Annotated in this window: 23 protein-coding genes and 3 pseudogenes; 19 read left to right on the forward strand and 7 right to left on the reverse strand. The window is 72.6% G+C overall.

Features of this window, described 5'->3' with window-relative positions; all coding sequences use genetic code 11:
* Positions 1–94: 94 nt before the first annotated feature.
* Positions 95–1,135 (reverse strand): hypothetical protein, encoded by a 1,041-nt coding sequence (locus tag ABZY44_RS30845; RefSeq protein ID WP_356659564.1) that lies wholly within the window; start codon positions 1,133–1,135, stop codon positions 95–97.
* 526 nt (positions 1,136–1,661) lie between these two features.
* On the opposite strand from ABZY44_RS30845, the gene ABZY44_RS30850 reads away from it, so the two are divergent.
* The 8 genes and pseudogenes from ABZY44_RS30850 to ABZY44_RS30885 form a co-directional block, all read left to right on the forward strand.
* Positions 1,662–1,934, forward strand: coding sequence for a hypothetical protein (locus ABZY44_RS30850; RefSeq protein ID WP_356659566.1), 273 nt, complete (start codon positions 1,662–1,664; stop codon positions 1,932–1,934).
* 750 nt (positions 1,935–2,684) lie between these two features.
* Complete coding sequence (locus ABZY44_RS30855) at positions 2,685–4,112, forward strand: lamin tail domain-containing protein (protein ID WP_356659568.1); 1,428 nt, start codon at positions 2,685–2,687, stop codon at positions 4,110–4,112.
* Positions 4,113–4,500: 388 nt separating this feature from the next.
* A complete protein-coding gene (locus ABZY44_RS30860; RefSeq protein WP_356659570.1) occupies positions 4,501–5,055 on the forward strand; it encodes a PadR family transcriptional regulator in 555 nt (184 codons plus the stop codon).
* 196 nt (positions 5,056–5,251) lie between these two features.
* On the forward strand, positions 5,252–6,973 hold the full coding sequence (locus ABZY44_RS30865; RefSeq protein ID WP_356659572.1) for an acyl-CoA dehydrogenase family protein: 1,722 nt from the start codon (positions 5,252–5,254) through the stop codon (positions 6,971–6,973).
* Positions 6,974–7,199: 226 nt separating this feature from the next.
* On the forward strand, positions 7,200–8,465 hold the full coding sequence (locus tag ABZY44_RS30870; protein WP_356659574.1) for an RICIN domain-containing protein: 1,266 nt from the start codon (positions 7,200–7,202) through the stop codon (positions 8,463–8,465).
* 217 nt (positions 8,466–8,682) lie between these two features.
* Positions 8,683–9,846, forward strand: coding sequence for a PP2C family protein-serine/threonine phosphatase (locus ABZY44_RS30875; RefSeq protein WP_356659576.1), 1,164 nt, complete (start codon positions 8,683–8,685; stop codon positions 9,844–9,846).
* 135 nt (positions 9,847–9,981) lie between these two features.
* Entirely contained in the window at positions 9,982–10,632 is a 651-nt protein-coding gene (locus tag ABZY44_RS30880) for a DUF6461 domain-containing protein (protein ID WP_356659578.1), read from the forward strand.
* Between the two features lie 137 nt (positions 10,633–10,769).
* Positions 10,770–11,735: pseudogene (locus ABZY44_RS30885) on the forward strand (glycosyl hydrolase); the annotation flags it as partial.
* Positions 11,736–11,923: 188 nt separating this feature from the next.
* Here ABZY44_RS30885 and ABZY44_RS30890 read toward each other — a convergent pair.
* On the reverse strand, positions 11,924–12,169 hold the full coding sequence (locus ABZY44_RS30890; protein WP_356659580.1) for a hypothetical protein: 246 nt from the start codon (positions 12,167–12,169) through the stop codon (positions 11,924–11,926).
* Between the two features lie 435 nt (positions 12,170–12,604).
* On the opposite strand from ABZY44_RS30890, the gene ABZY44_RS30895 reads away from it, so the two are divergent.
* Together ABZY44_RS30895 and ABZY44_RS30900 are read left to right on the forward strand one after the other, a co-directional pair.
* On the forward strand, positions 12,605–13,012 hold the full coding sequence (locus tag ABZY44_RS30895; protein ID WP_356659582.1) for a PPOX class F420-dependent oxidoreductase: 408 nt from the start codon (positions 12,605–12,607) through the stop codon (positions 13,010–13,012).
* Positions 13,013–13,279: 267 nt separating this feature from the next.
* Complete coding sequence (locus ABZY44_RS30900; protein WP_356659584.1) at positions 13,280–13,693, forward strand: SsgA family sporulation/cell division regulator; 414 nt, start codon at positions 13,280–13,282, stop codon at positions 13,691–13,693.
* Between the two features lie 210 nt (positions 13,694–13,903).
* On the opposite strand, the gene ABZY44_RS30905 is transcribed toward ABZY44_RS30900, so the two are convergent.
* Both ABZY44_RS30905 and ABZY44_RS30910 read right to left on the reverse strand, forming a co-directional pair.
* Positions 13,904–14,377, reverse strand: a complete 474-nt coding sequence (locus tag ABZY44_RS30905; RefSeq protein WP_356659586.1) for a hemerythrin domain-containing protein — start codon at positions 14,375–14,377, stop codon at positions 13,904–13,906.
* A gap of 264 nt (positions 14,378–14,641) precedes the next feature.
* Positions 14,642–15,073 carry an ATP-binding protein gene (locus ABZY44_RS30910; protein WP_356659588.1) on the reverse strand — a complete coding sequence of 144 codons (432 nt, stop codon included), beginning with the start codon at positions 15,071–15,073 and terminating at the stop codon, positions 14,642–14,644.
* 100 nt (positions 15,074–15,173) lie between these two features.
* On the opposite strand from ABZY44_RS30910, the gene ABZY44_RS30915 reads away from it, so the two are divergent.
* The 3 genes from ABZY44_RS30915 (at position 15,174) to ABZY44_RS30925 (ending at position 17,258) form a co-directional block, all read left to right on the forward strand.
* The gene (locus ABZY44_RS30915) at positions 15,174–15,350 is read left to right on the forward strand and encodes a hypothetical protein (RefSeq protein ID WP_356659590.1); all 177 of its coding nucleotides are present in this window, start codon (positions 15,174–15,176) and stop codon (positions 15,348–15,350) included.
* A gap of 128 nt (positions 15,351–15,478) precedes the next feature.
* Entirely contained in the window at positions 15,479–16,573 is a 1,095-nt protein-coding gene (locus ABZY44_RS30920; RefSeq protein ID WP_356659592.1) for a glutamate--cysteine ligase, read from the forward strand.
* Between the two features lie 151 nt (positions 16,574–16,724).
* Positions 16,725–17,258: a type 1 glutamine amidotransferase domain-containing protein gene (locus ABZY44_RS30925; RefSeq protein WP_356659594.1), complete on the forward strand. Its 534-nt coding sequence runs from the start codon at positions 16,725–16,727 to the stop codon at positions 17,256–17,258.
* A 100-nt stretch (positions 17,259–17,358) separates the two neighbouring features.
* Here ABZY44_RS30925 and ABZY44_RS30930 read toward each other — a convergent pair whose 3' ends face one another.
* Positions 17,359–19,074, reverse strand: coding sequence for a PP2C family protein-serine/threonine phosphatase (locus tag ABZY44_RS30930; protein ID WP_356659596.1), 1,716 nt, complete (start codon positions 19,072–19,074; stop codon positions 17,359–17,361).
* Positions 19,075–19,216: 142 nt separating this feature from the next.
* Entirely contained in the window at positions 19,217–19,819 is a 603-nt protein-coding gene (locus ABZY44_RS30935; RefSeq protein ID WP_356659598.1) for a TetR family transcriptional regulator, read from the reverse strand.
* Between the two features lie 79 nt (positions 19,820–19,898).
* Here ABZY44_RS30935 and ABZY44_RS30940 point away from each other — a divergent pair, with 79 nt between their 5' ends.
* The 6 genes and pseudogenes from ABZY44_RS30940 (at position 19,899) to ABZY44_RS30965 (ending at position 26,177) form a co-directional block, all read left to right on the forward strand.
* Positions 19,899–21,071, forward strand: coding sequence for an FAD-dependent oxidoreductase (locus tag ABZY44_RS30940; RefSeq protein WP_356659600.1), 1,173 nt, complete (start codon positions 19,899–19,901; stop codon positions 21,069–21,071).
* A 422-nt stretch (positions 21,072–21,493) separates the two neighbouring features.
* A complete protein-coding gene (locus ABZY44_RS30945; protein ID WP_356659602.1) occupies positions 21,494–21,967 on the forward strand; it encodes a lamin tail domain-containing protein in 474 nt (157 codons plus the stop codon).
* A 259-nt stretch (positions 21,968–22,226) separates the two neighbouring features.
* Complete coding sequence (locus ABZY44_RS30950) at positions 22,227–22,589, forward strand: DUF4118 domain-containing protein (protein ID WP_356659604.1); 363 nt, start codon at positions 22,227–22,229, stop codon at positions 22,587–22,589.
* A 221-nt stretch (positions 22,590–22,810) separates the two neighbouring features.
* Positions 22,811–22,924, forward strand: a pseudogene (locus ABZY44_RS30955) (potassium transporter TrkA); the annotation flags it as partial.
* A 173-nt stretch (positions 22,925–23,097) separates the two neighbouring features.
* Positions 23,098–24,702: a phospholipase gene (locus tag ABZY44_RS30960; protein WP_356659606.1), complete on the forward strand. Its 1,605-nt coding sequence runs from the start codon at positions 23,098–23,100 to the stop codon at positions 24,700–24,702.
* A gap of 251 nt (positions 24,703–24,953) precedes the next feature.
* Entirely contained in the window at positions 24,954–26,177 is a 1,224-nt protein-coding gene (locus tag ABZY44_RS30965) for a phospholipase D-like domain-containing protein (RefSeq protein WP_356659608.1), read from the forward strand.
* A 40-nt stretch (positions 26,178–26,217) separates the two neighbouring features.
* Here the strand turns inward: ABZY44_RS30965 and ABZY44_RS30970 are convergent.
* Positions 26,218–26,367: pseudogene (locus ABZY44_RS30970) on the reverse strand (sugar ABC transporter ATP-binding protein); the annotation flags it as partial.
* Positions 26,368–26,528 lie beyond the last annotated feature (161 nt).

The following is a 26,528-nucleotide window of genomic DNA, read 5'->3' on the forward strand; positions in this document are numbered from 1 at the left end:
GGGGAACTCCGGGCCGGCCGCACGCATCGGCCGGCGACCGAGGGTCCGGCACCTTCCCGACGCCCGTGCGCCGCGGAGGTCCGGGCCCGCGCGCCTACCCCGGGGCGACGGCTCCCGAGTCCGGCGACTGCTGGAGCCCGGACGCGTCGACCGCCTCGAAGTCCGATCCCTTGAAGTCCTTGAGCCCGTCCAGCTGGGCGTTGTCCCAGCCGGAGTTCTCCTCCCCGGAGAGGTACCAGGCCGAGCCGTTGTCCGCGACGATGGCGCCGTACTTCTTGAGCGCCTCGGCCACGGCCTTGGCCTGCGGGGCCAGGTGCGAGGTGTCCACCGAGCTCTTGAGCCGCAGCCGCAGCCCCATGGGAGGAAGCGAGTCGTCCGCCGCGGAGCCGGCCTGGTGCCTGGCCGGCCAGACGTAGCTCCGGTCCGACCGGGGCACGGTGATGCGGATCGCGTGGTCGACGTGCCCGGCTGCCGCCTCGTCGTAGCGCACCAGACCGGGCAGGACGGCAAGGCCGGCGGCGTCGGCGGACGTCCACCCGTCGGGCCGCAGCGCGTTGCTCCGCAGATCGAAGACGGCGCCCGATCCGGCGTGCCAGGCGTTGCCGCCCTGCGGCCTGGCGTCCCAGAGCTCGGAGGACGTGCACAGGTCGCGGTTCCAGACGATGACGTGCCGGTCCCCGTCGCTCGCCGGACCGTTCTCGATCTTGGCGTCCTGGGGAATGCGGTACCCGGACGGGTCGCTCTCCCCGGCGTAGTCGAAGGAGACCTTCGACTCCGGCGTCCTCGCGTCCGAGGCGGTGACGGGAATGCCGAAGGGCTGCCCCTCGGTGAGTCCCGAGCCGAAGTCCGGGTGCAGGGGCTGCGTGGAACCGATCGAGGCGACGTACCGGGCGGAGTCCGGATGCACGGGAAGCGTGTCCACCGGTGCGCGCCAGAAGCTGTCCGGCGGCGAGGTCTGGCAGGAGGCGTCGTGCGCGCGGGCAGCGACCGGAACGGCCGTCGTGCGTGGCGTCCCCGCATCGGAACCGGTGTATCCGCAGAGCAGGCACGAGGCGGCCGCGACGCCGAAGGCCGTGGCGATCGCGGTGATCCGTTCACCCGAGCGCACCCCCGCGCGCTTCACGGCCGTGCCCATGCCGTCACCTCATCCGTGCCGTGTCCGGAACGCGGCGGCGGGCCCGTCGGTCCGCTGCTCGCCCCGCGACCCTCTTCCAGCCTAAGCACGTTCCCGCACGGCCGCTCCGCACGTGGACCGCGCGGAGCCGGGTCGGGCGCGAGCCGCGCGCGTGACCGCGAGCGGGATCGTGCGCGCGGTGGGCCGGCGGTCGGCCGACGGGAGCCGGCGGTGTCCCGTACGCGGGCGGTCGCGGACGGCGCGCCTCGCCGCTGGTCGGGTCCCGGAACGGGGTGAGGGGCTCACGCCGCGCCGGGCGGAGCCCGCACCCTCGCGGGACGACCGGGCGGAGCGTCCAGCGGGTGCGTGGGGCAGGGGGCTGCTCTAGCGTCGAACGAGGGAGGGATGCCCTGCCGAGCCGGTCCGATACGGGGAACGCGGACCCCGCGGCCGTGATCCGGCCGCGCGTGCTCGGCGCCGTTGCCGCGTGGCTCCGCACCGCAGGGGTACCGGGCCGCGCGGCGATCCTGGAGAGCAGGTACGTCCCATGCGACCGTCGACCCGTTTCGCAAGCGTCCTCACCGGCCTGGCCCTCGCCGTGGGAGGCGCGGCCCTCACGGCCCCCGCCGCCCACGCGGACGTCAGCGCCTGCATCAACCGAGTCGAACGGGAGCTGAAGGGCGGCGAGGCACCGGAAGCGGTCCGGACGGCGTGTGGCAACGGGGAGACCGGTGCCCAGGCCACGTGCGTGTCCGGTCTGACCGCGGGCGGTGTCACCCACGGGACCGCGGTGGCCGCCTGCACACTGTCCCCCCAGTAGGAACCTCCGCCGCCACCGCGTCCTCGGTCGTCACCGAGGACGCGGTGGACTGGGGTCGCGAAGGAGGAGCCCAGGGCCTCGGGCGCCACCTTCTCGTTCTGCAGCCGCACCACGAGGTCGGCGCGGAGGGTGGCCGGCAGGGCGGGGGCGGTGAAATCCTGTTCGAGGCCCGGTACTTGCTCGCGTTCCGCGCGGAGGCTTTCGTGCCCCCGGCCGTAGCGCTCGGCCTGCTGGGGGCTGTTGCTCCCGGCGTCCTCCTCCGCCGCTGCCATCAGGTTCCGGTCTTCGCTCGTGAAGCGCCGCGCGGCGTCGAGGAGGTCCCGTGCCCGCCGGCGCGGTGACGAACCGGCTGCGTCCCGCGCTTCCCGTACGGCGTGCCGGAGGGGGCCGAGGCGGACGGCCTGTGCCCCCGTACCGGAGTGGCGCTTCCGCCCGCGGTCTTGACGCGGCCGCCCGCGGCGTCGAGCCTGGCCGTGACGCGCCGGCCGGTGCTGCCGGTGGTTCCGATGACCAGCGTGGCGGGGGAGGGGCAGGCGGCGTGCGAGAAGTCGGAGGCCGGTCGCCGGTTCCTTCCCGCGGCGTCGGCCCGCCCGGTGGCGGGCCGTCGCGTACCGGGCGAGCCGTGCCCGCGGTCGGCCACCTGCACAGTTCGGCCGGCGTTCACCCGGACACCACCCTGCCGGGGGGCGCCCATTCGGCCTGTGGGGAGACCCTCGTGCCGCCGTGCTCCAACGACCCCGGGAAGACACCGTGACCGAATCGCCCGCCCGCCACCACCCCCGCCGACTCGCCCTGGGCCTGGCCCTCGTCGTCGTACCGGCCCTGGCCGTCGGCACCCTGGCGGCCGCCCCCGCCCAGGCCGCTCCGGCCGACGACATCCGCATCAACGAAGTGGTGACCACGGGGGACGTGGACGACTCGATCGAGCTGTACAACAAGGGCACCGCCCCCGTCGACATATCGGGCTGGATCCTCAAGGACTCGAGCAGCAGCTCGAAGTACAAGATCGCCTCCGGCACCACACTGGCCCCAGGGGCGTTCCGCGCCTTCGACGTGCACGGCTCCTTCGGACTGGGCTCCGCGGACAAGGCGCGCCTCTACCTGCCGAACGGCACCACCCTGGCCGACAGCTTCACCTGGAGCGAGCACTCCGCCCCCTCCTGGTCGCGCTGTACCGACGGAACGGGCACGTTCAAGGCGGCCAAGGTGACGCTCGGCGCCCCGAACGACTGCGGTTCCCCGGGCGGGGGCACCACGCCGGTCGCCTGGCCGGGCAGCGGCTCGGTGGCCACGGCCGACGCGTCGAACGCCTTCGGCGAGGACGTCAGCGGGCTCTACCAGGAGGGCGGCGTGATGTGGGCCGCACAGAACTCCGGGAAGCTGTGGCGCCTGCTCCCGAACGGCTCCGGCGGGTGGACTCCGGACACGGCCAACGGCTGGTCCTCCGGCAAGACGCTGCGCTTCCCGGGCGGCGGCTCCGGCAGCCCCGACTCCGAGGGCGTCACGCTCACCGGCGCCGGTGGCGCGGGCGGCGTCTTCGTCGCGAGCGAGCGCAACAGCGGTTCCTCGGGCACCAGCCGGCTGTCCGTCCTGCGGTACGACGTCAGCGGGACGACGTCCACGCTGACCGCCACGAAGGAGTGGAACCTGACCGCTGACCTGCCGTCCGTGGGTTCCAACCTCGGTCTCGAGGCGGTCACCTGGGTCCCCGACTCCTACCTGACCGGGGCCGGCTTCAAGGACGCCTCGACCGGTGCGGGGTACGACCCGAGCCGCTACGGTGCGCATACCGGCGGGGTGTTCTTCGTCGGCGTCGAGGGCACCGGGATGCTCCACGGCTACGTCCTGCAGGACTCGGGCGCCTTCACCCGTGTCGCGGACGTCAACAGCGGCATGGCCGGTGTCATGGAGCTGCAGTGGGAGCCGCAGGCCTCCCGTCTGTGGGTCGTCTGCGACGACACGTGCGACGGGCAGCACCGGACCATGCGGGTCGCCGCGTCCGGCGCCTTCGCCGTCACCACGGTCCACAACCGTCCGAGCGGCATGGCCAACCTCAACAACGAGGGCTTCTCGGTGGCCGGTTCCGGTGAGTGCGTCGGCGGCGCCAAGCCCGTCTTCTGGTCCGACGACAGCAACACCGGCGGCCACGTCCTGCGCAGGGGCACCCTCACCTGCTGACGTCCGCGGTGGTCCTGTCGTCGCCGATCGGGGACAGGACCACGAGGCGTGCGCCCGCGGCCGGGTGAGGACGTCGCCGCGGGCCCTGTCCGTCGTGCCGCCGTCGGTGCCCGGCGGTAGCGGTCGGATGGCGCCACATCACGCACGTGTCCACGCCCCGGTCCTGAAGCCCGCCCCGGCCCTGGAGGGTCTCGAGGTACTGGCCCAGGGCGCAGGCGCAGGCGCAGCGCAGGCGCGAGGCCGGCCGGGGCCCTCCTCGACGCGCGGGCCGTCGTCCGGAACCGCACCACCCCGGACGGCCCCCACCGAGGGCCCGCGCCACGTGAGCCGCGTCTCAACCGGTCGAGGGCGCTTGTCTATGCAACGAGTTGCATAGAAGGATCGGGGCATGGCACTCGAGCACGCGATCCTCGTCTCCCTCCTGGAGAAGCCGGGCTCCGGCTATGAGCTGGCCCGCCGGTTCGACCGGTCCATCGGATACTTCTGGACCGCCACCCACCAGCAGATCTACCGCGTGCTCAAACGCATGGAGGGCGACGGCTGGGTCGACGTCCTCGAAGTGGCGCAGCGAGCGAGGCCGGACAAGAAGGAGTACTCCGTCGCCCCGCCCGGCCGGACCGCGCTCGCCGACTGGCTCCACGAGCCGATCCAGCCCGACAGCGTCCGGCACGAGCTCGCCGTGAAGATCCGCGGCGCGGCCTTCGACGACCCGGCCGCGCTGATCCTCGAAGTGGAGCGGCACCACCGGTCACACGCGGACCGGCTCACCCACTATCTGGCGGGCGAGCTGCGCGACTTCACCGGCCCGGACGCACGCGCGCAGGACGACGCCGGGCGCGAACTCCAGCACGTGGTGCTCCGCGGCGGCATCGCCTACGAGCGGATGCAGCTCGCCTGGCTGGAGGACGTACTCGCCACGCTCCACCGGCTCGTGGTGCCCTGACCTCCTGCCCGGAAGGCCTCCCGACGCGCGCGGCCGAGCCCGCGCGCGGCCGAGCCCGTACCCGGTGGAGCCCGCGTCCCACGGAGGCCGTGCCCCGGGACGCCCCCGCCCCGCCCCCGCCCCCGCCCCGCCCCCGCGCACCTCACCTCTCCGATCCTCCCTCCTCCCTCATCCTCCGACCGGAAGGCGAACGTCCATGAGCGACTCCCTGCTGTTCAACCCGCGCACCTACGACCCCGCGCACTTCGACCCCGAGACCCGCAGGCTGCTGCGCGCCACCGTCGACTGGTTCGAGGACCGGGGCAAGCGCAGGCTGCTGGAGGACTACCGCTCCCGGGCCTGGCTCGCGGACTTCCTCGCGTTCTCCGCGAAGGAAGGGCTGTTCGCCACCTTCCTGACCCCCGCCGCCGCCGGCCAGGGCGAGCCGGACAAGCGCTGGGACACCGCGCGGATCGCCGCCCTCAACGAGATCTTCGGCTTCTACGGCCTGGACTACTGGTACGCGTGGCAGGTCACGGTCCTCGGCCTCGGCCCCGTCTGGCAGAGCGACAACGCCGACGCGCGCGGGCGCGCCGCCGAACTCCTCTCCGAGGGCGAGGTGTTCGCGTTCGGCTTGTCCGAGAAGACCCACGGCGCGGACATCTACTCGACCGACATGCTGCTGGAGCCCGACGGCGACGGCGGCTTCCGGGCCACCGGATCCAAGTACTACATCGGCAACGGCAACGCCGCGGCGCTCGTCTCCGTCTTCGGCCGCCGGACCGACGTCGAGGGCCCCGACGGCTACGTGTTCTTCGCGGCCGACAGCCGCCACCCCGCGTACGGGCTGGTGAAGAACGTCGTCGACTCCTCCAAGTACGTCAGCGAGTTCCGTCTCACCGACTACCCGGTCGCCGCCGCCGACGTCCTGCACACGGGCCGCGCCGCCTTCGACGCCGCCCTCAACACCGTGAACGTCGGCAAGTTCAACCTCTGCACCGCGTCGATCGGCATCTGCGAGCACGCGATGTACGAGGCGGTCACCCACGCCACCGGCCGCATCCTCTACGGCCGCCCCGTCACCGCCTTCCCGCACGTGCGCCGCGAACTGACCGACGCCTACGTCCGCCTGGTCGGAATGAAGCTGTTCAGCGACCGCGCCGTCGACTACTTCCGCTCCGCCGGCCCCGACGACCGCCGCTACCTGCTGTTCAACCCGATGACCAAGATGAAGGTGACCACGGAGGGCGAGAAGGTCATCGACCTGATGTGGGACGTCATCGCGGCCAAGGGCTTCGAGAAGGACACCTACTTCGCGCAGGCGGCCATCGAGATCCGCGGGCTGCCGAAGCTGGAGGGCACGGTCCACGTCAACCTGGCCCTGATCCTCAAGTTCATGCGCAACCACCTGCTGGAACCGGCCGCGTACGCGCCCGTCCCGACCCGTCTCGACGCGGCCGACGACGCGTTCCTCTTCCGCCAGGGCCCCGCCCGCGGTCTGGGCTCCGTACGGTTCCACGACTGGCGCCCCGCCTACGACGCGTACGCCGGCGTGCCGAACGTGAGCCGCTTCCGCGAGCAGGCGGACGCCCTCTGCGAGTTCGTCGCCACGGCCGCCCCGGACGAGGCGCAGAGCCGCGACCTCGATCTCCTCCTGGCCGTGGGCCAGTTGTTCGCGCTCGTCGTGCACGGTCAGCTCATCCTGGAACAGGCGCGCCTGTCGGACCTGGACGAAGACGTGCTCGACGAACTCTTCGGCGCCCTCGTGCGTGACTTCTCCGCGCACGCGGTCGAGCTCCACGGCAAGGACTCCGCCACCGCCGTGCAGCAGGAATGGGCGCTCGGCGCCGTCCGCCGCCCGGTCGTCGACGCCGACCGCGCGGCCCGCGTCTGGGCGCGGGTGGAAGCCCTGGCCGGGTCCTACGAGATGGCGCCCTGACGTCGGCGCGTACGGCCGGCACGCAGCGCGTGCCGGCCGTACGCCGCGTGGTGACGACGCACAGTGGTCGCTGCGGGCATCTTGACGCGGCCGTAGCATGCGCCTTGAATCAAGTATTGAACAAAGGGGCCTGGACGGCCCGCTTCCGCGTTCATTGCCTGATGGCGAATTGTCATGGGCATGCCTAGATATTCCTCTGCCGTGTCCCCCCACCCGAAACGATGTGATGACCGTGCACCCCACCTGGCACCGGCGCGCGCTCTTAAGCGCCCTCGCCCTCGTCTGCTGGGGCGGCCTGACCGCCCCCGCCACCGGCGCCGCCGAGCCCGCCCCCACGCGGTCGGCCGCCGCGGCCGTGACCTTCGCGGACGAGTTCGACGGGCCGGCCGGAGCGGCCGTCGACGGCGGAAAATGGCAGATCGAGACCGGTGACAACGTCAGCAACCACGAGCGGCAGTACTACACGGCGGGCAACCGCAACGCCGCCCTCGACGGGCAGGGCCACCTGGTCATCACCGCCCGCCGGGAGAACCCGGCCGACTACGCCTGCTGGTACGGCCGCTGCGAGTACACCTCGGCCCGCCTGAACACCGCGGGACGCTTCACCCAGACGTACGGACACGTAGAGGCCAGGCTGAAGGTGCCGCGGGGCCAGGGCATGTGGCCCGCCTTCTGGATGCTCGGCAACGACATCGGCCAGGTCGGCTGGCCCAGCTCCGGCGAGATCGACGTGATGGAGAACGTCGGCTTCGAACCGTCCACCATCCACGGCACCCTCCACGGTCCGGGCTACTCCGGCTCCGGGGGCATCGGGGCGGCGTACTCGCTGCCCGGCGGCCAGGCCTTCGCCGACGCCTTCCACACCTTCGCCGTCGACTGGGCCCCCGATTCGGTCAGCTGGTCCGTGGACGGCGTCGTCTACCAGCGGCGGACCCCCGCCGATCTGGGCGGCCGCAGCTGGGCCTTCAACAAGCCGTTCTTCCTGATCCTCAACCTCGCGGTCGGCGGCTACTGGCCCGGCGACCCCGACGGCAGTACGGCCTTCCCGCAACAGCTGGTGGTCGACCACGTCCGCGTCACCTCGTCCGACAGCGCCCCCGGCGGTCGGACCGGCCAGATCAGCGGGCTCGCCGGCAAGTGCGTCGACGTGGCCGGTGCGAACCCGGCCAACGGCACACCGGTCCAGCTCTACGACTGCAACGGCACCGGCGCCCAGCGGTGGACCATCGGCTCCGACGGAACCGTTCGGGCGCTCGGCAAATGCCTCGACGTCGCGAGCGGCGGCACCGCCGACGGGTCCCCGGTCCAGCTCTACGACTGCAACGGGACCGGCGCCCAGCGCTGGGCGGTTTCCGGAGCCCGCGACATCGTGAACCCGCAGGCGAACAAGTGCCTCGACGTCGCGGGAGGCAACTCCGCCAACGGGACGCGCCTGCAGCTGTGGACCTGCACCGGGGCCGCCCAGCAGAAGTGGACGGTCCCCGCCGGCTGACCCCGACCGGGGCCCGCTCGGACGCCGACGTGACGGGCGACCGCGCGGGCCCCGTGTTCCTTCCCCGGGCGTGCGGCGGTCCCGACGCGCAGGGACGGCAGCAGGGGCTGGGGCCCCGGGCAGCGGCCTGACCGACGCCCGGAGAAGGTGACCCCATGAGGGGCGGGTGGCGGGCGGCGGGTGGCGGTCCGACGTCCTGGCGAGGCAGTCTGTACTCATGAGAGCGCCCTTGCGCTCGCCCCCGGGACCGGGGCCGGGAGCCGGCGGACACCACCACGTCCTCTTCGCCCTCGCGGAATGTTTGCCCTTCGCGATCGCCCTGCTGGTGCTCTGCATCGAGCTCACGCCCGCGCACGTCGTGTACACCGGCCCCATGCTGGTCGCGACCCCCGCTCTGGCGGCGGTGACCATGGGGCCCAAGGGAACCCTCGCGGCGGCGGGCGTGGCCGTCGGCGTCAGCGTGATCACCGCCACCCACAACCATGCCTGGGGCGGCCAGCAGGTCTACACGAACTTCCTCGCCCTGCTCCTGGTGTCGGTGGCGAGCTTCATCACGAGCCGCGCCGTGCGCATGCGCCGGGACGACGAGCTCAACCAGCTGCGCCGGATCGCCGTGGCCGCGCAGGAGGTGCTGCTGAGGCCCGTACGGGACCGGCTGGGCCCCGTACGGGCGGCCAGCATGTATCTGGCGGCCGAGAGCGGCGCGCAGATCGGGGGCGACCTCTACGACGCGGTCCAGACGCGCTACGGGGTCCGGATGATCATCGGGGACGTCCGGGGCAAGGGGCTGCCCGCCGTACGTGCCGCCGCGGTCGTGCTCGGCGCCTTCCGGGAGGCCGTCCACTACGAGGACGACCTGGTGGAGGTCATCCGCCACTGCGGAGAGGCCCTGCGCCGGGACGCCGCCATCGTGGACGCGGGGGCGGACGACGGCGGCGACGCTCTGCGGGAGGCCTTCGTCACGGCGCTCGTGGTCCAGATCCCGGGGGGCCCGGACGTCGAGGTGATCAACCGGGGCCATCCGCCGCCGCTGCTGCTGTGCGACGGCACGGTACGGACCCTGATGCCCACCGGCCCGCTGCCGCCGCTCGGTCTCGAGGAGTTCATCACCGGTCCTCCCGGGCGGACGGACAGGTATCCGTTCGCACCGGGGGACCGGCTGCTGCTGCACACGGACGGGGTCCTCGAGGCCCGCGACGCCGACAACACCTTCTTCGACCTGCCCGCGGCCTTGAAGACGATGGGCGGACACAGCGGGCCGGCGTTCCTGGAGGGCCTGCGCCAGGCTCTGCTCCGCCACACGCAGGGCCGTCTGGCGGACGACGTGGCGATCATCCTCGTCGACCGGCTCGACGACGAGGATGGCGCCGGGCAGAACTGAGCTCGTGCCGTGCCGTGCCGCGCCGTGTCGTGTCGGCCGCGGGCTGCGCGCGCCGGTGCGGACCGGGGGCGGCACCGGCGGCGCGTAGGGGGTTCGGAGCCCTCGTTGTCAGAGGGGCCGGGCAGGATGGCCGCCATGACGAACGGAACGACCTGGCTCGCCGCCCCGCGGTCCATCGCCTTCGGGGGCTATCACGTGGTGCTCGCCCGCGGCCTTTGGCCGGACGAACTCGCCGACCGCCTCGCCGCGAGCGTGTACGGCGGGGACCACGTCGCCGAGCGGGTCGGGGAGCACACCTCGGACTCCCTGCTGGAGCTCATGGACGACACCTACGGCGATCCTCTCGACGGCATAGGCCTGCGCCTCGGCCGCACCGGGGAGTGGACGTACGCGGTCGCCTACGGCGGCTGGCAGGGCGAGTTCGACACGCTGGCCCCGATGTCGCGCGGCGGCGCGCACGTCTGCCTGCTGGAGTACGAGGAGGAGAACGGCAAGCCGGTACCGCCGCAGTTCGCGTACTTCCACGACGGCCGCGTCCTGAGCGCCTGCAATCTGCACCTGGACGCCTCGTGGGGCTACCAGGGCGTCGAGGGCGACCCCGAGACGGCTGCCCGCCTGCAGGAGCTGCTGACCGCGGCCGGGCTGCCGGACCTCGACCCCGAGCGGGGGCGATGGGAAGCGCATCGCGTCGCGCTGGGCGTCGTGGAGAGATTCTTCGGGCTGTCGCTGCCGTGGGACCCGATCGTGAACGGCACGCTGCCGGCCGTCATGCTGGAACCCGCCTGATTCACCCGGCCGGGCCAGGAGAGGACGGTCGCCCGGCGCGAATGGCCCAGCATCGACGGACCGGACAGGCCGTAAGTCCGAAGAGATGCCTATCGTCGCAGCCAGACACATCGGTTCGCCAAGCGTGTGGAGACGGCATGTCCCATCGAAACCGCTGGATCGCGGGCGCCTGCGTGAGCGCGGTCGCCGCCGGCCTGCTCGTCACCGGGGGCGCCCGCTCCACGCCGTCGCGAGAGGGTCCCGACAGGAGCGCCGGGACCGAGGTCGCTGTGGGCGCCTATCTCCACTACGGCTCGCCCGGCGTCGAACGGATGCAGGGGCTCTCGCGCTGGCTCGGGGGTACCGACCTGCGCGCCGGGCACACCTACCTGCCCGGCGACACCTGGACGAACATCGAGGGGGCACCCGACTCCCTGCGCAGCTGGGCCCGGTGGCGCAGGGAGAAGGACGATCGCCTCTTCGTCCTGAACGTCCCCATGCTGGACCGGAACGAGGCCGGCTTCCCCGACGGCCGGGTCGCCGAGCTGCTCCGCGCCGGCGCACACGGCGAGTACGACCACCACTTCCGGCGGCTGGCAAAGCGGCTGGTCGGACTCGGGGTGCCCGACACGGTGATCGTGCTCGGCTGGGAGATGAACGGCTTCAACTACACCCACCGGTGCCGGCCCGACCCCGAGAGCTGGAAGAGGTACTGGCGGCGCATCGTTGCTGCCATGCGCTCCGCGCAGGGGCAGCGGTTCCGTTTCGACTTCGCCCCCAACCGCGGTGGTGACGCCATCGCCTGGACCAGGTGCTACCCCGGTGACGACGTGGTCGACATCGTGGGCATGGACTCCTACGACCAGCCGCCGGGTCACACCTTCGACGAGCAGGTCACCCAGCCCTACGGACTCCGGCAGCAGGTCGACTTCGCCAGGGCGCACGGCAAGGCGATCTCGTACCCCGAATGGGGGCTGTTCCGCAACGGCGACAACCCCGAGTACATGCGGCAGATGCTGGCATGGATCGGCGAGCACAGGCCGCTCTACCACAGCATCACCGACTACTGCCCGCACGGTGTGTGGCAGTGCGGCCAGAACCCGCGCTCTACACAGGTGTTCAGGGAGACCCTGTCCATCCGTCGGGGCGGGGGCCGGCCCTGAGCCGTCCTGCCGCCGGCGGGTACGGGCGACCCCGAGCCCGGACGAGCTCCGGCGCCGCGGCCGCCGGCGGCCCGCACGCGCGAACGCCGCAGGGGCGGCGGACGCAGTTGTCCGTCCGCCCCGGCGGTGCAGGCCTCGACCGGACTCGCTCAGCTGGCGCCGAGGTGCGCGCCCTTGACCCACTCCTTCTCGCCGTCCTTCGCACACGTGGAGGTGTAGGCGGGGCCGAACTGCGCCGGGATGGCGGCCGCGGAGGCGCAGTTGGACGAGAAGGCCTTGTGACCGCCCGAGAAGTAGTCGATGTCGACACCGTCGTTGGCGAGGGCGGCGCCGGCCCCGCCCAGCAGGATGCCGGCGGCGAGGACGGAGGCGGTCACTGCAGAACGAATACGCATGATTCCCCTAAGGATCTACGGAAGGACGCGCCGGTGCATGGGTGCGTCGCCCCCTTCAACGGCGGGACGCAACCGCCGGGAACGGGCGTTCACTCCAACGCCACTGCAGTATCGTTTCGACACCCTCCGGTGCGCGTCGCGGTGCGCGTCCGGGCAGCTCCCGCGGCAGAACCGACGTCGGCTCGGCGCCGCGCGGGACCGTGTGCGGCTGGGCCGGACGGGTGGACTGTCCGAAGACCCCGCCCTGACGGACCGGGTGGAGCGGGCCCGGCCCGTCCCGGAATCGGGCGCGTCCGGTCGCGGGACGCGCGGCGCGGCACGGGCATGGCGGGACTTGCCCGGGGCAGAGGTGTTTTGCAGGCTGTCCGTTGCTGATCCCCACCGACGGCAGTCGGCCACCGGGACAGCAGTCAGCCGAGGGAAGGAACCCGCCCCGTGTCCGCCGAACTCTCCGAAGACCTGAAGAAGATCATCGACGACAGCCCGGTCTTCGCGACCGTGGCCACGATCCAGCCGGACGGCAGCCCGCAGCTGTCGATCACCTGGCTCACCCGGGACGGTGACGACCTGCTCGTCTCCACGACCGTAGGCCGCCGCAAGGAGAAGAACCTGCGCGCCGACCCGCGGATCACCGTCATGATCAACCCCCATGACGCCCCCTACACCTACGCCGAGATCCGCGGTTCGGCCACGCTGACCCAGGAGGGCGGACAGGAACTGATCAACGCGCTGTCTCAGAAGTACACGGGCAAGGACTACGCCGACTTCAACCCGGCGTCGAAGGACGACGCGGAGCGCGTCGTCGTCCGCATCACCCCGCGCAAGGTCGTCGGATCGATCTGACCCCCGCCTCCCCGGTCCCCGCCCCCTCGTCGTCGTGGCGGGGGCCGGCGCCTCGGCGGCCGAGGAACCGCGGTGCGACGGGCTGCGCCGGACCCGCCCTCTGGACGTCAGGACGTCAGGACGTCAGGACGTCAGGGCATCCGGGCATCAGGGCATCCGGGCATGGGGCCCCGCTTCTCCTGACCTTCGCTCGAACGGTCCAGTGTGGGAGGGACGAGGCTGGGCAGACGCGGGGAGCCGTGCAGTGCCCATCCAGGAGGCCCACCGATGTCCTGCGTGTCTGCTCTGATCGTCGTCCGCCTCGAAGCGGCGACGGATCATGTGCTCCTTCTCGCCCGCCTCTCCTATGACGGCGAGGACCCGTACGCAGTACAGGCGGAGTTCTTCGACGGTCCCGATGTCCTGGCCCGTTGGCACTTCGACCGGCAGATGCTCGCCGAGGGACTCCGGCGTCCGGTGGGGGAGGGCGACGTCGGTTTCAGCCCGTACACGGACGCCGGCGCCGACGAGCTCCGGATCGACCTGCGCGGCCCGAGCACGGAGCCGGAAGGGAACGCCACGCTGTTCGTGGATACCCGCGTCCTCACGTGCTTCCTGGAGCAGACGTTCGCCGTCATCGGCATGGGGGAGGAGTTCCTCGACCTCGACACGCTCCTGGACGAGCTCCTCGCCAGGGGATGAGCAAAGGCTCTCCGACGGAAGGGGAGGGGCCGGCGGACCGGTACCGGCCGGACCCCTGTGCGGTCGGGGTACCCCCGACCGCCGATCACCGCCGCGTGGACGCCCGGCCCGCCCACGCCTACGCGGAGGGCGTCTCGGCACCGGCCCTGACAGCCTCACGGACATCGCCGATCGGGCCGCGCGCGGGCTGCGGAGCTCGGTACGCGGCGTCTACTTGTCCGCGCTGGGGACGGCCAGGGGATCACCCGGGGCCCTCTTCTTGGCCGCTTCCATCTGTTCGCCGATCTCGGTGAGGCGGTTGCGGCCCATCGCCTTGCGGACGTCGGGGAACCACTCCTTCTCTTCTTCCTCGACGTGGTGGCGGACGTTCTCCATGAGGACGGCCATCTTGGCGTCGAAACGCTCGTCCTGGGGGTCGATGTCCTTGAGTTCCGAGAGCATCCACAGCACGACGTGGTGCTCCTCGATGCTCTCCAGGACGTGGTCCTTCGTGTCGGGGGCCGCCTCGCGCGCGGCCGGGTAGAAGATCTTTTCCTCGATCCAGGTGTGGGTGGTGAGCTCCTCGATCACCTCGTCCGCGATCCTCCGCTTCTCCGCGTACGCGCTGTCACCGGCCTTCTCGAACTGTTTGAACAGCTTCTCCACCGTCTTGTGGTCTTCCTTGAGCAGCACGATCCCGTCCATGGCTCTCCTCCGCGTCGCAGCCCGCCGGACGGCCGCTGCCGTCCTCGCAACCGTCTACCCGCTGCCGGGAACCTTTCGGCGTTCGCGGTGCCGGGTTGCCCCGTACGGGGTAACCCGTGCGCGTCGGCCGGCCGCAAGGCGGCGACCTCGCGCCCCCCGGCCGCGCGGCTCCTCGCGGGGCCACCCGGAACGAGCCGCCGTCCCGGCCTCGGGGGAGAGGGAGTTGGCCGCTCCCGCGTGGTACACGTCCTCGCGTCGCACCCGTCATCCGGCGTGCGGGTCCGGCCCGCCCGCCGGCCGGAAACAAGCGGTGATCGCCTTGCCGCCGTGGCAGGCGTGGATGTCGAGGGAATCGGCCAGGGTGTCGACGATCCCCAGCCCGCGACCTGACGTGGCGTTCGCGTCGGCATCGGGTCCGCGCGGGCCGGGCAGTCGTGGATCGGCGTCGGAGACGCTCACGTGGAGGCAGCGGCCGTCCCACGTCAGTACCAGGTTGGCCGTGCCGCGCGCGTGGCGGTGTGCGTTGGTGACGAGTTCGGAGACGCAGAGAAGCACGGAGTGCACGGTGTCCGGCGCCGAACGGTTCCACGGCAGTGACGTCAGATGTCCCGCCGTCCACTGCCGCGCCGCACGCACGCCCTCCGCGATCGGAAACGAGCGCGCCCAGCCCACTGCCTTGACTGCCAATGTCCTCACCTCATACCTGTTGTTGAACGTGCGTCATCTCCGCGCTTACCCGGAGTCCGCGTCGCCATCCGGGGCTTGGGGCGACGGCGACGACATGCGGGTGGGGCGCGTGGACGGTCCCCCGGGCGGGGGTCCGGGTTCGGCGGTCCCGGACACCACGTGGTATCTCGGCGACGCCAGGCCGGACGGGATCACCGAGCACGGCTCGACGGCGGCGGACCACGAGACACGGATCGCGCGGCTCGCCCCGCACGCCGCGACGATCTCGCCCGGCATGCCGCGGTGAACCCGCATCGGCGCACAGGGTGACCGGGACCCGCAGCGGGCTCCCGGCGCCCCGGCGCCCGGGTCCCCCTCCAGCGGTTCCCGCCCACCGTCAGGGGTGATCTTGGGTTGCCCGGGTAGTCGCACGGGGTGATCACAGTAGGCGTGGAAGAAGAGTATTTGCTGGTGGACCCGGTCACCGCCGTTCCCACACCGGCCGTGGAGGACGTGCGCCGGACCGCCGGTCTCGGGCCCTTCGCGGAGCGGGGTGAGGTACAGGACGAGCTGTTGCAGGCCCAGATCGAGGTGGCCACCCCCGTGTGCTGGAACCTCGAGGAGGTCGGGGGCCACCTGTTGCGGCTGCGTCATGCGGTGGTCTCCGCGGCGGAGGCGAACGGGTGCCGGATCGCCGCCACGGGCGCCGCGCCGCTGCGCGGGGACCTGCCCGTGCCCGTGACCCCGACGCCGCGCTACCGGAGGATGGAGGGGGAGGCCCGGCAGCTGGTCGACGAGCACCTGATCTGCGGGATGCACGTCCACGTCGGGATCCCCGATCCGCAGACGGGCGTCGCCGTGTTGAACCGGATCCGCGGCTGGCTGCCGACGCTGCTGGCCATGTCCGCCAACTCGCCGCTGTGGGACGGCCGGGACACCGGCTTCGCCAGCTGGCGCACCATCGTCTTCGGCCGCTGGCCGGTGAGCGGCCCGCCGCCGGTCTTCGACGGGCTCGCCGACTACGAGCGGCGTCTGGAGGGCCTGGTGAAGTCCGGGGTGATCGCCGACCGCGGTCAGGTGTACTGGCAGGCCCGGCTCTCCGACCGCTATCCCACCATCGAGGTGCGCTGCCTGGACGTCCAGCTCCGGGCCGACGACGCCGTCATGCTGGCCGGCATCGTCCGCGCCCTGGTCGCCACCGCGATCGCGGAGGAGAAGGCGGGAGCACCGCCGGCCGCGAGCGCGCCGGAGCTCGTGCAGGCCGCGACCTGGCACGCGGCCCGGCACGGGCTGAACGGGATCCTGGTGAATCCGGCCGGGCTCCCGGAGAGCAGCGGCGACGTGCTGTCCGCGCTCCTGCGGCACATCACGCCGGCGCTGGAGGAAGCCGGTGACCTCCGGGGAGTCAGCGCCCTCGTCCACCGGCTCCTCCAGGTGGGCACACCCGCCGACCGCCAGCGCCGCGCCCTGGCCGAGGCCGGGCTGCCGGGTCTGATCGATCTGATGACCGGAGCCACCGCGTCCGACTGAGCCGGGGCGAACCGTCCGCCCCGGCCGGGGTCTCAGCGGGGCCGCCCAAGGCGGCACAAGAGGGGAAATGAGAGGTTTTGTTCTCACTCGAAGGGACAATAGAGGTGTAGACCATCACAGATCGGAAATTCTACTCAAAGGGAGATCTATCGTGCGTGTGGCATTCCTGATGGCCACCGAGGGCATCGAACAGGTCGAGCTGACCGAGCCGTGGCAGGCCGTGGCCCGGGCCGGCGGCGACCCCGTACTGATCAGCCTCGAGCCCGGCCGGGTCCAGGCCTTCGACCACCTGGACAAGGCCGACACCTTCCCGGTCGACCTGACCGTGGACGAGGCCGCTGCCGAGGACTTCGACGCCCTGGTCCTGCCCGGCGGCGTGGCCAATCCGGACGCACTGCGGCTGAACACGGCGGCAGTCGCCCTCGTGCGCGGTTTCTTCGCCCAGGGCAAGCCCGTCGCGGCGATCTGTCACGCCCCGTGGACGCTGGTCGAGGCCGACGTCCTGCGCGGCCGCACCCTGACGTCCTGGCCGAGTCTGCGCACGGACATCACCAACGCCGGCGGTGACTGGGTGGACGAGCCCGTGCACGTGTGCTCGGCGGCCCCCGGCACGCTCGTCACCAGCCGGAAGCCGGACGACCTGCCGGACTTCTGCGCAGCGCTGCTCGCCGAGCTGAAGGGCTGAGAGGGGCGTCGTGGGAATGGGCCGGTGACGGGGCGCCGCCACTGACGCCCGCGCAGGCGGCGCCGCCGCGGCGGCGTGGGTGGCGCCGACGTCCGGTCGGTCAGTCCAGCCGGATGGCCAGCAGGCAGGTGTCGTCCTCGTGGGTCTCCGGCGTGTACGCGGCCATGATGCGGTCGAGGGCTTGCCGGGCCGTGAGCCCGTCGCAGGCCACCAGCTCCGCGAGGAGGCCGTCGATGCCCGCGGTGATGTCCTCCCCGCGCCGCTCGACCATGCCGTCCGTGTAGAGCAGCAGGAGATCGCCCGGCCGCAGTGCCAGGGTGGCCGTGGCGTACTCGTGGCCGGGCAGCATGCCGAACAGCGGCCCGCGGTGGCCGGTGTCGAGGGCCGTCGCCCGGCCGTCACGCAGGAGCAGCGGCGCGGGATGGCCCGCGCACGCCCAGCGGAAATCGCGCTGGGCGTCGACGTGCCCGATGATCCCGGTCGCGGTCTGGGCGGCCGGGTCGCCGCACAGGAGCTCGTTGAGCCAGGTGGTCAGCTGTCCGGCGTGGGTTCCCGGCGCGTGCGCGAGACCCGCGAGGGCGTGGCGCTGCTGCGCCATCCGGGCGACGGCCCCGAGGCCGTGCCCGCAGGCGTCACCGATGGCGAGCAGGCCCCGGCCGTCGGGCAGCAGGCGGCACTTGTACCAGTCACCCCCGACGGCGGCCTCCGATTCCGCGGGCACGTAGGCGGCCGCCACGGACAGGCCGAGCGCGGCGAGCTCCCCCGACTGGGTGGGCATCAACGCCTCCCTCAGCGCCGTGGCCACCCGCCGCTCGGCCGTGGCTTCCTCCCGCAGGTGCTCCGACTGGCGCCGGGTCGCGGCGAGCCGCTGCCGGCTGCGGACCTGCGCCGTGAGGTCGCGGGCGATGAGGTGCACGGACCACACCCGCCCGTCCGTGGAGAGCACGGGACGGCCCACCAGGTGCAGGGTCCGGATTTCGCCGAGCACGCTGAAACGGACGTCGACCCCGGGCGGCTCCTCCCCGTCGAGCAGACTCGTCACCAGTTCCGCGAAGCGGGGTACGTCCTCCAGCAGGGCGGCATCGCAGAGGTCCGGCAGCGACAGGGGACGCGCCGCGTCGGTGCGGAAGAGCGAACACAGCCCCTCGGACCAGATGGTGTCGCCCGACAGGAGGTCCCAGGTGCCCCAGCCCATGGACGCGATGTACTGCGCGTCGCGCGACAGCAGTTCCGCACGGTCGTGGGCGGGTCGCCAGGTCGCCAGCACGTTGTCCCCGCAGGACGCGGCCTCGTAGAGCAACTGCGTGCGGTGCAGGCCGTCCCCGCGGTGCTCGGTGTAGTCCACGGCCAGCGCCTTCAGGGCGCGACCCGTGCGGAGCACCGCCGCGAGCTCGTCGACGAGGCCTCCGGCGGCGGCGCCCGGCTGGACGTCCCGCAGGTTGCTGCCCACGTGGCGGTCGGGGGAGTCCAGCCACCGGGCCGGCCGGACGTGATTGCCCGCCCTGACGGTGAAGTCCACCGTCCGTCCGGCGTCGTCGCGTACGGGCGCGAGCAGTGCCGCGGACACCGGGATGGCGGGGAGCGTGGCGCATACGCAGGCCCACGGGTCGCGGCCTTCCGCTCCGTCACCGCAAGCGTGCCCGGGGCCGTCACCGCCACCGCACGCACACGTCTGCGGCGGACCCTCCGCCAGAGCGGACGCGCCGTCGACCAGCCGCACTCCCGCCGCGTCGACGGCGGCCTTGCGCAGGGCGGCCACCTCGCGCGCGAGGAGCGCTTTCAGCGAGCCGGGGTCCTGCGGGATCAGTGGCGACATCGTTCCTCACCGGGGGAGTGGACGAAGGAGGGGCGCTCCCGATGACTTTGTCACTGATTGCGCCCTTTGGCCGTCCGAACGGCGCGCGGTTCCCCGCCCCGGCCCCGTCTCAGCCGGTCCCGCTCGCGGTGCTGACGCGGCACTAGCCGCCAGCCAAGGCGGCGTCGAGCATGCGGCGGACCGTAGCGGTCAGTTCGGCCGGGTCCGGAGACGGCCGGGAGCGGGCGAGGGCGCCCGCGAGACGGTCGTAGAGGAGGCCGTCCGTCCAGGCGACCATCAGTTCGGCGGACTCCTGCGGGCGCTCCGCGCCGAGGGCCGAGAGGACGGCGGCCGCGCGGGCCCGGGACCCGAGGCCCGCCTGATGGAGCGCTGCCCCCAGTTCCGGACTCCGCGCGGCCTCCAGGCTCAGCTCGAAGCGGGCGAGCTGGCGCGCCCGGCCGGCGGTCAGCCACCGGTGCAGCAGGGCGCCGATCGCCGCTGCCACCGCGTCGCGGTCGGAGGCCGGCGCCGGGGCCTCGCCGAGGTCCTCGAGGTCCAGCTCGGCCAGTCTGCGGTAGCAGGCACCGATCAGCGCCGTCCGCGTGCGGAAGTAGTACGAGGTGCTTCCGGGGGGCAGCGCCGCCGCGCCGTCGACCGCGCGGTGGGTGAGTCCCCGCAAGCCGACGCCGGCCACGAGATCGATCGCCGTGTCCGCGATCAGCGTTCTGCGGTCAGGCGCGGCAGGAGCCGACTGGGGGGTGGACATGGGCTCACTCTACAGCTGTAGAGTGAGCCCATGGGGCCTCTACGGCTGTAGAGGTTTCGGGCGAGAGGGGAGCCGTGACATGCCGGAGCTTGCGCGTCATGCGGTCGTGGTGGGTGGCGGGATCGGAGGGCTCACCGCAGCCCTGGCCCTCCACCGCCGGGGCTGGAGGGTGACCGTGTGCGAGCGGGCGGACGGGCCCGCCGTCCTCGGGGCGGGCATCGTCCTCGCTCCCAATGCCCTGCACGCCCTGGAAACCATCGGCTTCGATCTCGCCGACGCGGCCGGCGCGGCCGTCCCCGCGGCCATCGGCGGCCTGCGCCGCCCGGACGGCCGCCGGCTCACCCGCGCGGCCACCGCCGCCGCGGCGGCCCGCTACGGCCGGCCGCCGCTCGCCCTGCACCGTTCGACCCTCGCCGCCTCGTTGGCCGCGGCGCTACCCGAAGGCGCGCTCGTGTACGGGAGCGCCGTCACCGCCGTCGAGGAGACCCGCGGACGCGCCGTGGTCCGTACCTGCGCCGGCGACCTCGGGGCCGATGTCGTCGTCGCCGCCGACGGCATCCACAGCACCCTGCGCCGCCGGCACTTCCCGGACCACCCGGGCCTGCACCACAGCGGGGAGACCGCCTGGCGCACCGTGCTGCCGGGCGGGGCGGTGACCGAGGCCTGCGAGACCTGGGGGCGCGGTGAGCGCTTCGGGACGGTCCCGCTCGCCGACGGCAGGGTCTACCTCTACGCCACCGCCGTCGTCCCCCGGGGATACCGGCCCGCTGACGTCCGTGCCGAACTCCTGCGCCGCTACGGCGCCTGGCACGACCCGATCCCCGCCCTCCTGGACGGAATCGACCCGGCGGCGGTGCTCCAGCACGACCTGTACGACCTGGCCGCCCCGCTCCCGCGCCTCCATGACGGCCGCATCGGCTGGATCGGCGACGCCGCGCACGCCATGACCCCCAACCTGGGGCAGGGGGGCTGCCAGGCCATCGAGGACGCCGTGGTCCTGGCCCACCTCCTGGAGCGGGCGGACCGGGCCGGTGTGCCCGCCGCGCTGGCCGCGTACACCCGGGCGCGTCTGACCCGCACCGACGTCCTGCGGGTCCGCTCCCGCCGCGCGGGCCGCGTCGCGTCCCTCTCCCATCCCCTGGCCGTCGCCGCCCGGGACCTGGCGATCCGCGCGACCCCCGCCCGTGCGACCCGGCGCGCCGTGGACGACCTCTTCGGAGGGTTTGCCCTCCCGGCCCGCCCTCCTGCGTAGGGGGGTCCTCGCGCGTGTCGGGCGGGCGGGCGGAGGAGCGGACATTCGTACACCAGAGCCCTTCACGCGCGCATGTTCCAGAGCGCGACGTGCGCGCCCGTTACGCGGCCTTGAACCCGTTCGGCGCACAGGCGGGGAGCCGGAGGGACTCCGGGCGCCGGTGGGGCGGGGCACCGCAACCGTTGGGCCTCCTGGCCGCGGACCGCATCTGCGGCGCGCACACGTCAATGCGGGCTTGACGTGTGCCCCCTACAACGGAGGGTTACGGATATATCCGTCTTGGGCAACACGGCCCGTCTTCGTTGCTTTCGTGCAGGAGTTGGGGCCAGAGTGTGGCTCCTCGGCAGGACGCCGGGAACTGTTCGAAGCCCGCCCGGTCTGCACCAGGCCCGGCTGGGCCGTCTGTTGAAGGGGTCATCCGTATGTCTGCTTCTCTCGCCACTCGCCGCACCCTCGCCGGCCTCCTGGCCGCCGGCGCCCTGATCGGCGCCGCGGCGGTGCCGGCCTCCGCCGACGACCACCGACGTGACAACCGGGGCGCGTACTCCTCCATCGTCATCGGTGACGTCGAGAACGCCGGCCGCGGGCGCGACAACCGCGCCCTGAACAGCGAATGGGTCGAGGTGAAGAACACCGGCCGCCACAGCGTGAACCTGCGCGGCTTCACCCTCACCGACAAGCAGGGCAACCGCTACCGCTTCAACAGCCTGCGCCTGGACGGGCGTTCCAGCGTCAAGGTCCACACCGGCCAGGGCCGTGACACCCACCGCGACGTCTACCAGGACCACCGCCACCAGATCTGGGACGAGCGCGACACCGCCACCCTGCGAGACAACCGCGGCAACGTCATCGACACCGAGTCCTGGGGCCGCCGCGGACGCCACCACGGCCGCTAGCCCCCTGCGGCAACCGCGCCCGCGAGGACCGCGCGTTGCCACCAGCTGAACGGCGTGCCACGGCAGACCAGCCGCGGCACGCCACACTTGTGAGGAGGGGCGTCCCGGTCGTGACGCCCGATGTGCGGCCGGCAGATCCGGGATCCCGGTCTCCGTCGTCCCTGCGTGGGGCATCATGTCCGAGTTCCCCGCGGCGGGGACGGAGGGCGGAGGCGATCGCATGGTGCAGTGGCGGCTAGTCAGTTCCGGTGCCAGGCCCGTGCCGAGCCCGGTCGCGGCCCCTTCCGTGTGGGCCGTCGCGGGCGTGACGGCGCTCGTCCTGGTCACGGTCCTGAACTACCTCGACGGGCAGGGGAGTCCCACCGTCGACCTGCTGGTGCTGTGCGGCCTCGTCGCCGCACTGAGCACGGGAGCCGGGATTGGCGCGGCGCCCGGCACGGCCCTGGTCTGCTGGCTGATCCTCAACGGCTTCGCCACGCCGCCCATGGGCGAACTCACGTGGGCGACGGGTTACGACCTGGGGCGTCTCGGGTGTCTTCTGGTGGCGGCGACCACCGGAACCGTCATCGGCCGCGTCACCGCTGCCCGCGCCGCCTACCGAAGCCTGATGCGTGACGTCTGACGTGTGACGACCCCACCGGCCCCTCCTCCCCACCAGGGAGATGAGCCTCCCGTCGCCCTGGCCGTCGCGCTCGGCGTCGCGGGTGCGGTCCTGTTCGTCGCCGTGCGGTCAGCACCGCGGCGGCGACCGCGCCCCATCCCAATGAACAGGGCCGAGACCGCGTCGGGTACGGCGTTGAGCGCGCGAAGTCGACGACCCCTGCCGGGCACCGGGTGTAAGGGAACGGCCGGCTGCCGGGAGAGACCCGTATGCGCACCGCTGCCTCGATCGTGGCCGTACTGCGCCGCGCGGAAGCGCGCCCCTTCCCCGCGCCGGACTTCCGGTTCGCCGACGGCTGCGCCGACAGCTCGATGCGCTCGGCGACCAGCCCGGCTCCGTGTGGCCGGAACTCGCCCGAGGCGGGTGAACGGGTGGCTACCAACTGGTAACTTGCCGGAGTTGATCAAGGTCGGGAGCCGTGGCCGGCCACGCTCCCGGCCACGGCCACCCCCTCAGTCAAGGAACCACATTGGCACGCACCGTCCGCACGACGGCCCTCGTCTCCGCATCGGCCCTCGCGCTCGGCCTCTCCCTCCTCACCGCCGCCCCCGCGTCCGCCGCGGATGCCCCGACACCGCACCTGGACGCGGTCGAGCAGGCCCTGCGCCAGGTCTCGCCGGGGCTGGAGGGCTCGGTCTGGGAGCGCACCTCCGGCAACCGGCTCGGCTCGTCCCGCCCCGGGGGCGCCGACTGGCTGCTCCAGACACCCGGCTGCTGGGGCGATGCCGCGTGCGCCGACCGGCCCGGATCGCGCCGTCTCCTGGAGAAGATGCGCCAGGACCTCGCCGCCGCCCGGGAAACGGTGGACATATCCACGCTGGCACCCTTCCCCAACGGCGGCTACCAGGAGGCGATCATCGCGGGCCTCAGGGAATCCGCCGAGAAGGGCAACCGGCTGAAGGTGCGCATCATGGTGGGCGCCGCGCCCGTCTACCACTCCACGGTGATCCCCTCGGCCTACCGTGACGAGGTCCTCGCGAAGCTCGGCCCGGCCGCCGCGGGCAACATCACCCTCAACGTGGCCTCGATGACCACCTCGAAGACCTCCTTCTCGTGGAACCACTCCAAACTGGTCGTGGTGGACGGCAGTTCGGTGATCACCGGCGGCATCAACAGCTGGAAGGACGACTACCTCGAGACCTCCCACCCGGTGAGCGACGTCGACCTCGCGCTGTCCGGGCCCGCCGCGGGCTCCGCGGGCCGCTACCTGGACTCCTTGTGGGACTGGACCTGTCACCACAAGAACAACTGGAGCGAGGTCTGGTTCGCCGCGTCCCCCGGCGCGGACTGCATGCCCTCCCTGCCCCGGCCCGCCTCCCCGCAGGACGGGGGGAACGTGCCCGCGCTCGCCGTCGGCGGGCTCGGCGTGGGCATCCGGCAGAGCGACCCCACCTCCTCCTTCCGCCCCGTCCTGCCGACGGCCGGCGACACCAAGTGCGGGATCGCGGTCCACGACAACACCAACGCCGACCGGGACTACGACACCGTCAACCCGGAGGAGAGCGCCCTGCGCGCCCTGGTCTCCAGCGCCACCTCACACGTCGAGATCTCCCAGCAGGACGTGCACGCCACCTGCCCGCCGCTGCCCCGCTACGACGTACGCCTCTACGACGCCCTCGCCACGAAGCTCGCCTCCGGCGTGAAGGTCCGCATCGTGGTGAGTGACCCGGCCAACCGCGGCACGATCGGCAGCGGCGGCTACTCGCAGATCAAGTCGCTCACCGAAGTGAGCGACGCCCTGCGCGGCCGGCTCACGGCCCTGACCGGTGACGGCGCCCGGGCACGGACGGCCCTGTGCGAGAACCTCCAGCTGGCGACGTTCCGCGCTTCCGACCAGCCGACCTGGGCGGACGGCAAGCCCTACGCCCAGCACCACAAGCTCGTCTCGGTCGACGGATCGGCCTTCTACATCGGATCCAAGAACCTGTACCCGTCCTGGCTCCAGGACTTCGGGTACGTCGTCGAGAGCCCGGCCGCGGCCGGACAGCTGAAGAGCGACCTGCTGGACCCGCAGTGGCGGTACTCCCGGGCCACGGCGACGTACGACTACACCCGAGGCCTCTGCCAGGGCTGAGGGTCCGCGCCCATCCGTGTGGTCGGCGTCGTCCGCGCCGGCCACACGAAGACCGTCGCGGCCCGGGCGGGGTACGCGCCGGCCGCTCCCCGGGCGGCGGGCGGCGCCCGGCACGTCATGGGGTCCGCCCGCCTGCCCGGGGTCGGCCCCGTGGATCGTGGCCCGGTACAGTCGGCTCGCTCCTCAGTTCGTCCCGGACCGGGCCCGGGGCACCTGTCACTTTCCCTCTCGTGTTCCGGCCAGGAGACGTCATGACCAGCACCCAAGAGCCGACCGGGTCGACCGCGCAGGCCCCTCAGCCACCGCGGGTGCCGTCGTCCGAGGTCCGGGTGGCACGGCTGCGGCGCCGCCTGGAACGACTGATCGGGATCGCGGCGACCGAAGGCAACGCGCTCACCCCGTTGCGCAACGGGGACGAGATCTTCGCCGCGATGCTGGCCGGGATCCACCGTGCTCAGCACACGGTGGACATGATGACGTTCGTGTACTGGAAGGGCGACATCGCCCGCGACTTCGCGCAGGCACTCGCCGAGCGGGCCCGCGCCGGTGTGCGGGTCCGGCTGCTCCTGGACGGCTTCGGCAGCCGCCTGATAGAGAGGGAACTGCTGGACGAGATGGAGCAGGCCGGAGTGAAGGTGGCCTGGTTCCGCAAACCGCTCTACCTCTCACCGCTCAAGCAGAACCACCGCTGCCACCGCAAGGTCCTGGTCGTCGACGAGGAGACCGCGTTCACCGGCGGCGTCGGGATCGCCGAGGAATGGTGCGGCAACGCGCGCAACGAGAACGAATGGCGCGACACGCACGTCGAGGTCCGCGGACCCGCGGTCGACGGGATCGCCGCGGCGTTCGCGCAGAACTGGGCCGAGTGCCACGACGAACTCTTCGACGACCGCGACCGGTTCGTCGACCACCGCCCGCAGGGCGACGCGATCGTCCAGGTGGTACGCGGCTCCGCCAGCTTCGGCTGGCAGGACATGCAGACCCTGATGCGCGTCATGCTGGAGTCCGCCGAGGAACGCTTCCGCCTGGCCACCGCCTACTTCTCACCGGACACGTACTTCATCGAGCTGCTCTGCGCCACCGCCCGGCGCGGGGTCGAGGTGGAGATCCTGCTCCCGGGCCCCCACACCGACAAACGCGTGTGCCAGCTGGCCGGCCAGCACCACTACGCGGACCTCGTCTCCTGCGGGGTGAAGATCTACCAGTACCAGCCGACGATGATGCACGCCAAGGTCATCACCGTCGACCGCGTCGCCGCACTGACCGGCTCGACCAACTTCAACCGCCGCTCCCTCGACCACGACGAGGAGGTCATGCTCGCCGTCCTCGACGAGGGGTTCACCGCCGTCCTCGACGGACACTTCGACGAGGACATCGCCGTCAGCGAGCTCATCCAGGAAGGCCGCTGGAAGAGGCGCCCCGCCCTCCAGCGCGCCCGGGAACTGGCCGTGCAGCCCATCCGCCGCTTCCTGTGACCAGCGCGCGCACGGCGACGGACGGGGCGAACGGGGCGGGCTACGTCTCCAGCGAGGGAAGTCCGCCCGGAGCCGGGCAGATCCGACGCCCCGCGTGATCGAACACGTACGGCTGTCCCAGATCCACCGGCAGCGGAATCTGCGCCCCCGCCCGCACCCGGACATGCGGTCCCGTGCGCACCACGAGGTCGCTGCGCACGGCACCCCGCACTGCCGGAGCGGCGTTCGCGTCAGTCTCCCGGGCTGATTCCGGCGGCGTCGCGCCCGAAGCAGCGGCATCCGCGGGCGGTGCCGCAGCGGGCGGACACAGCACGGCGGCCGGGGGCGCCCCCCCCGGGGGGGGGGGGGGCG

The organism is Streptomyces sp. NPDC006544 (assembly GCF_040611715.1).
GTDB lineage: Bacteria > Actinomycetota > Actinomycetes > Streptomycetales > Streptomycetaceae > Streptomyces.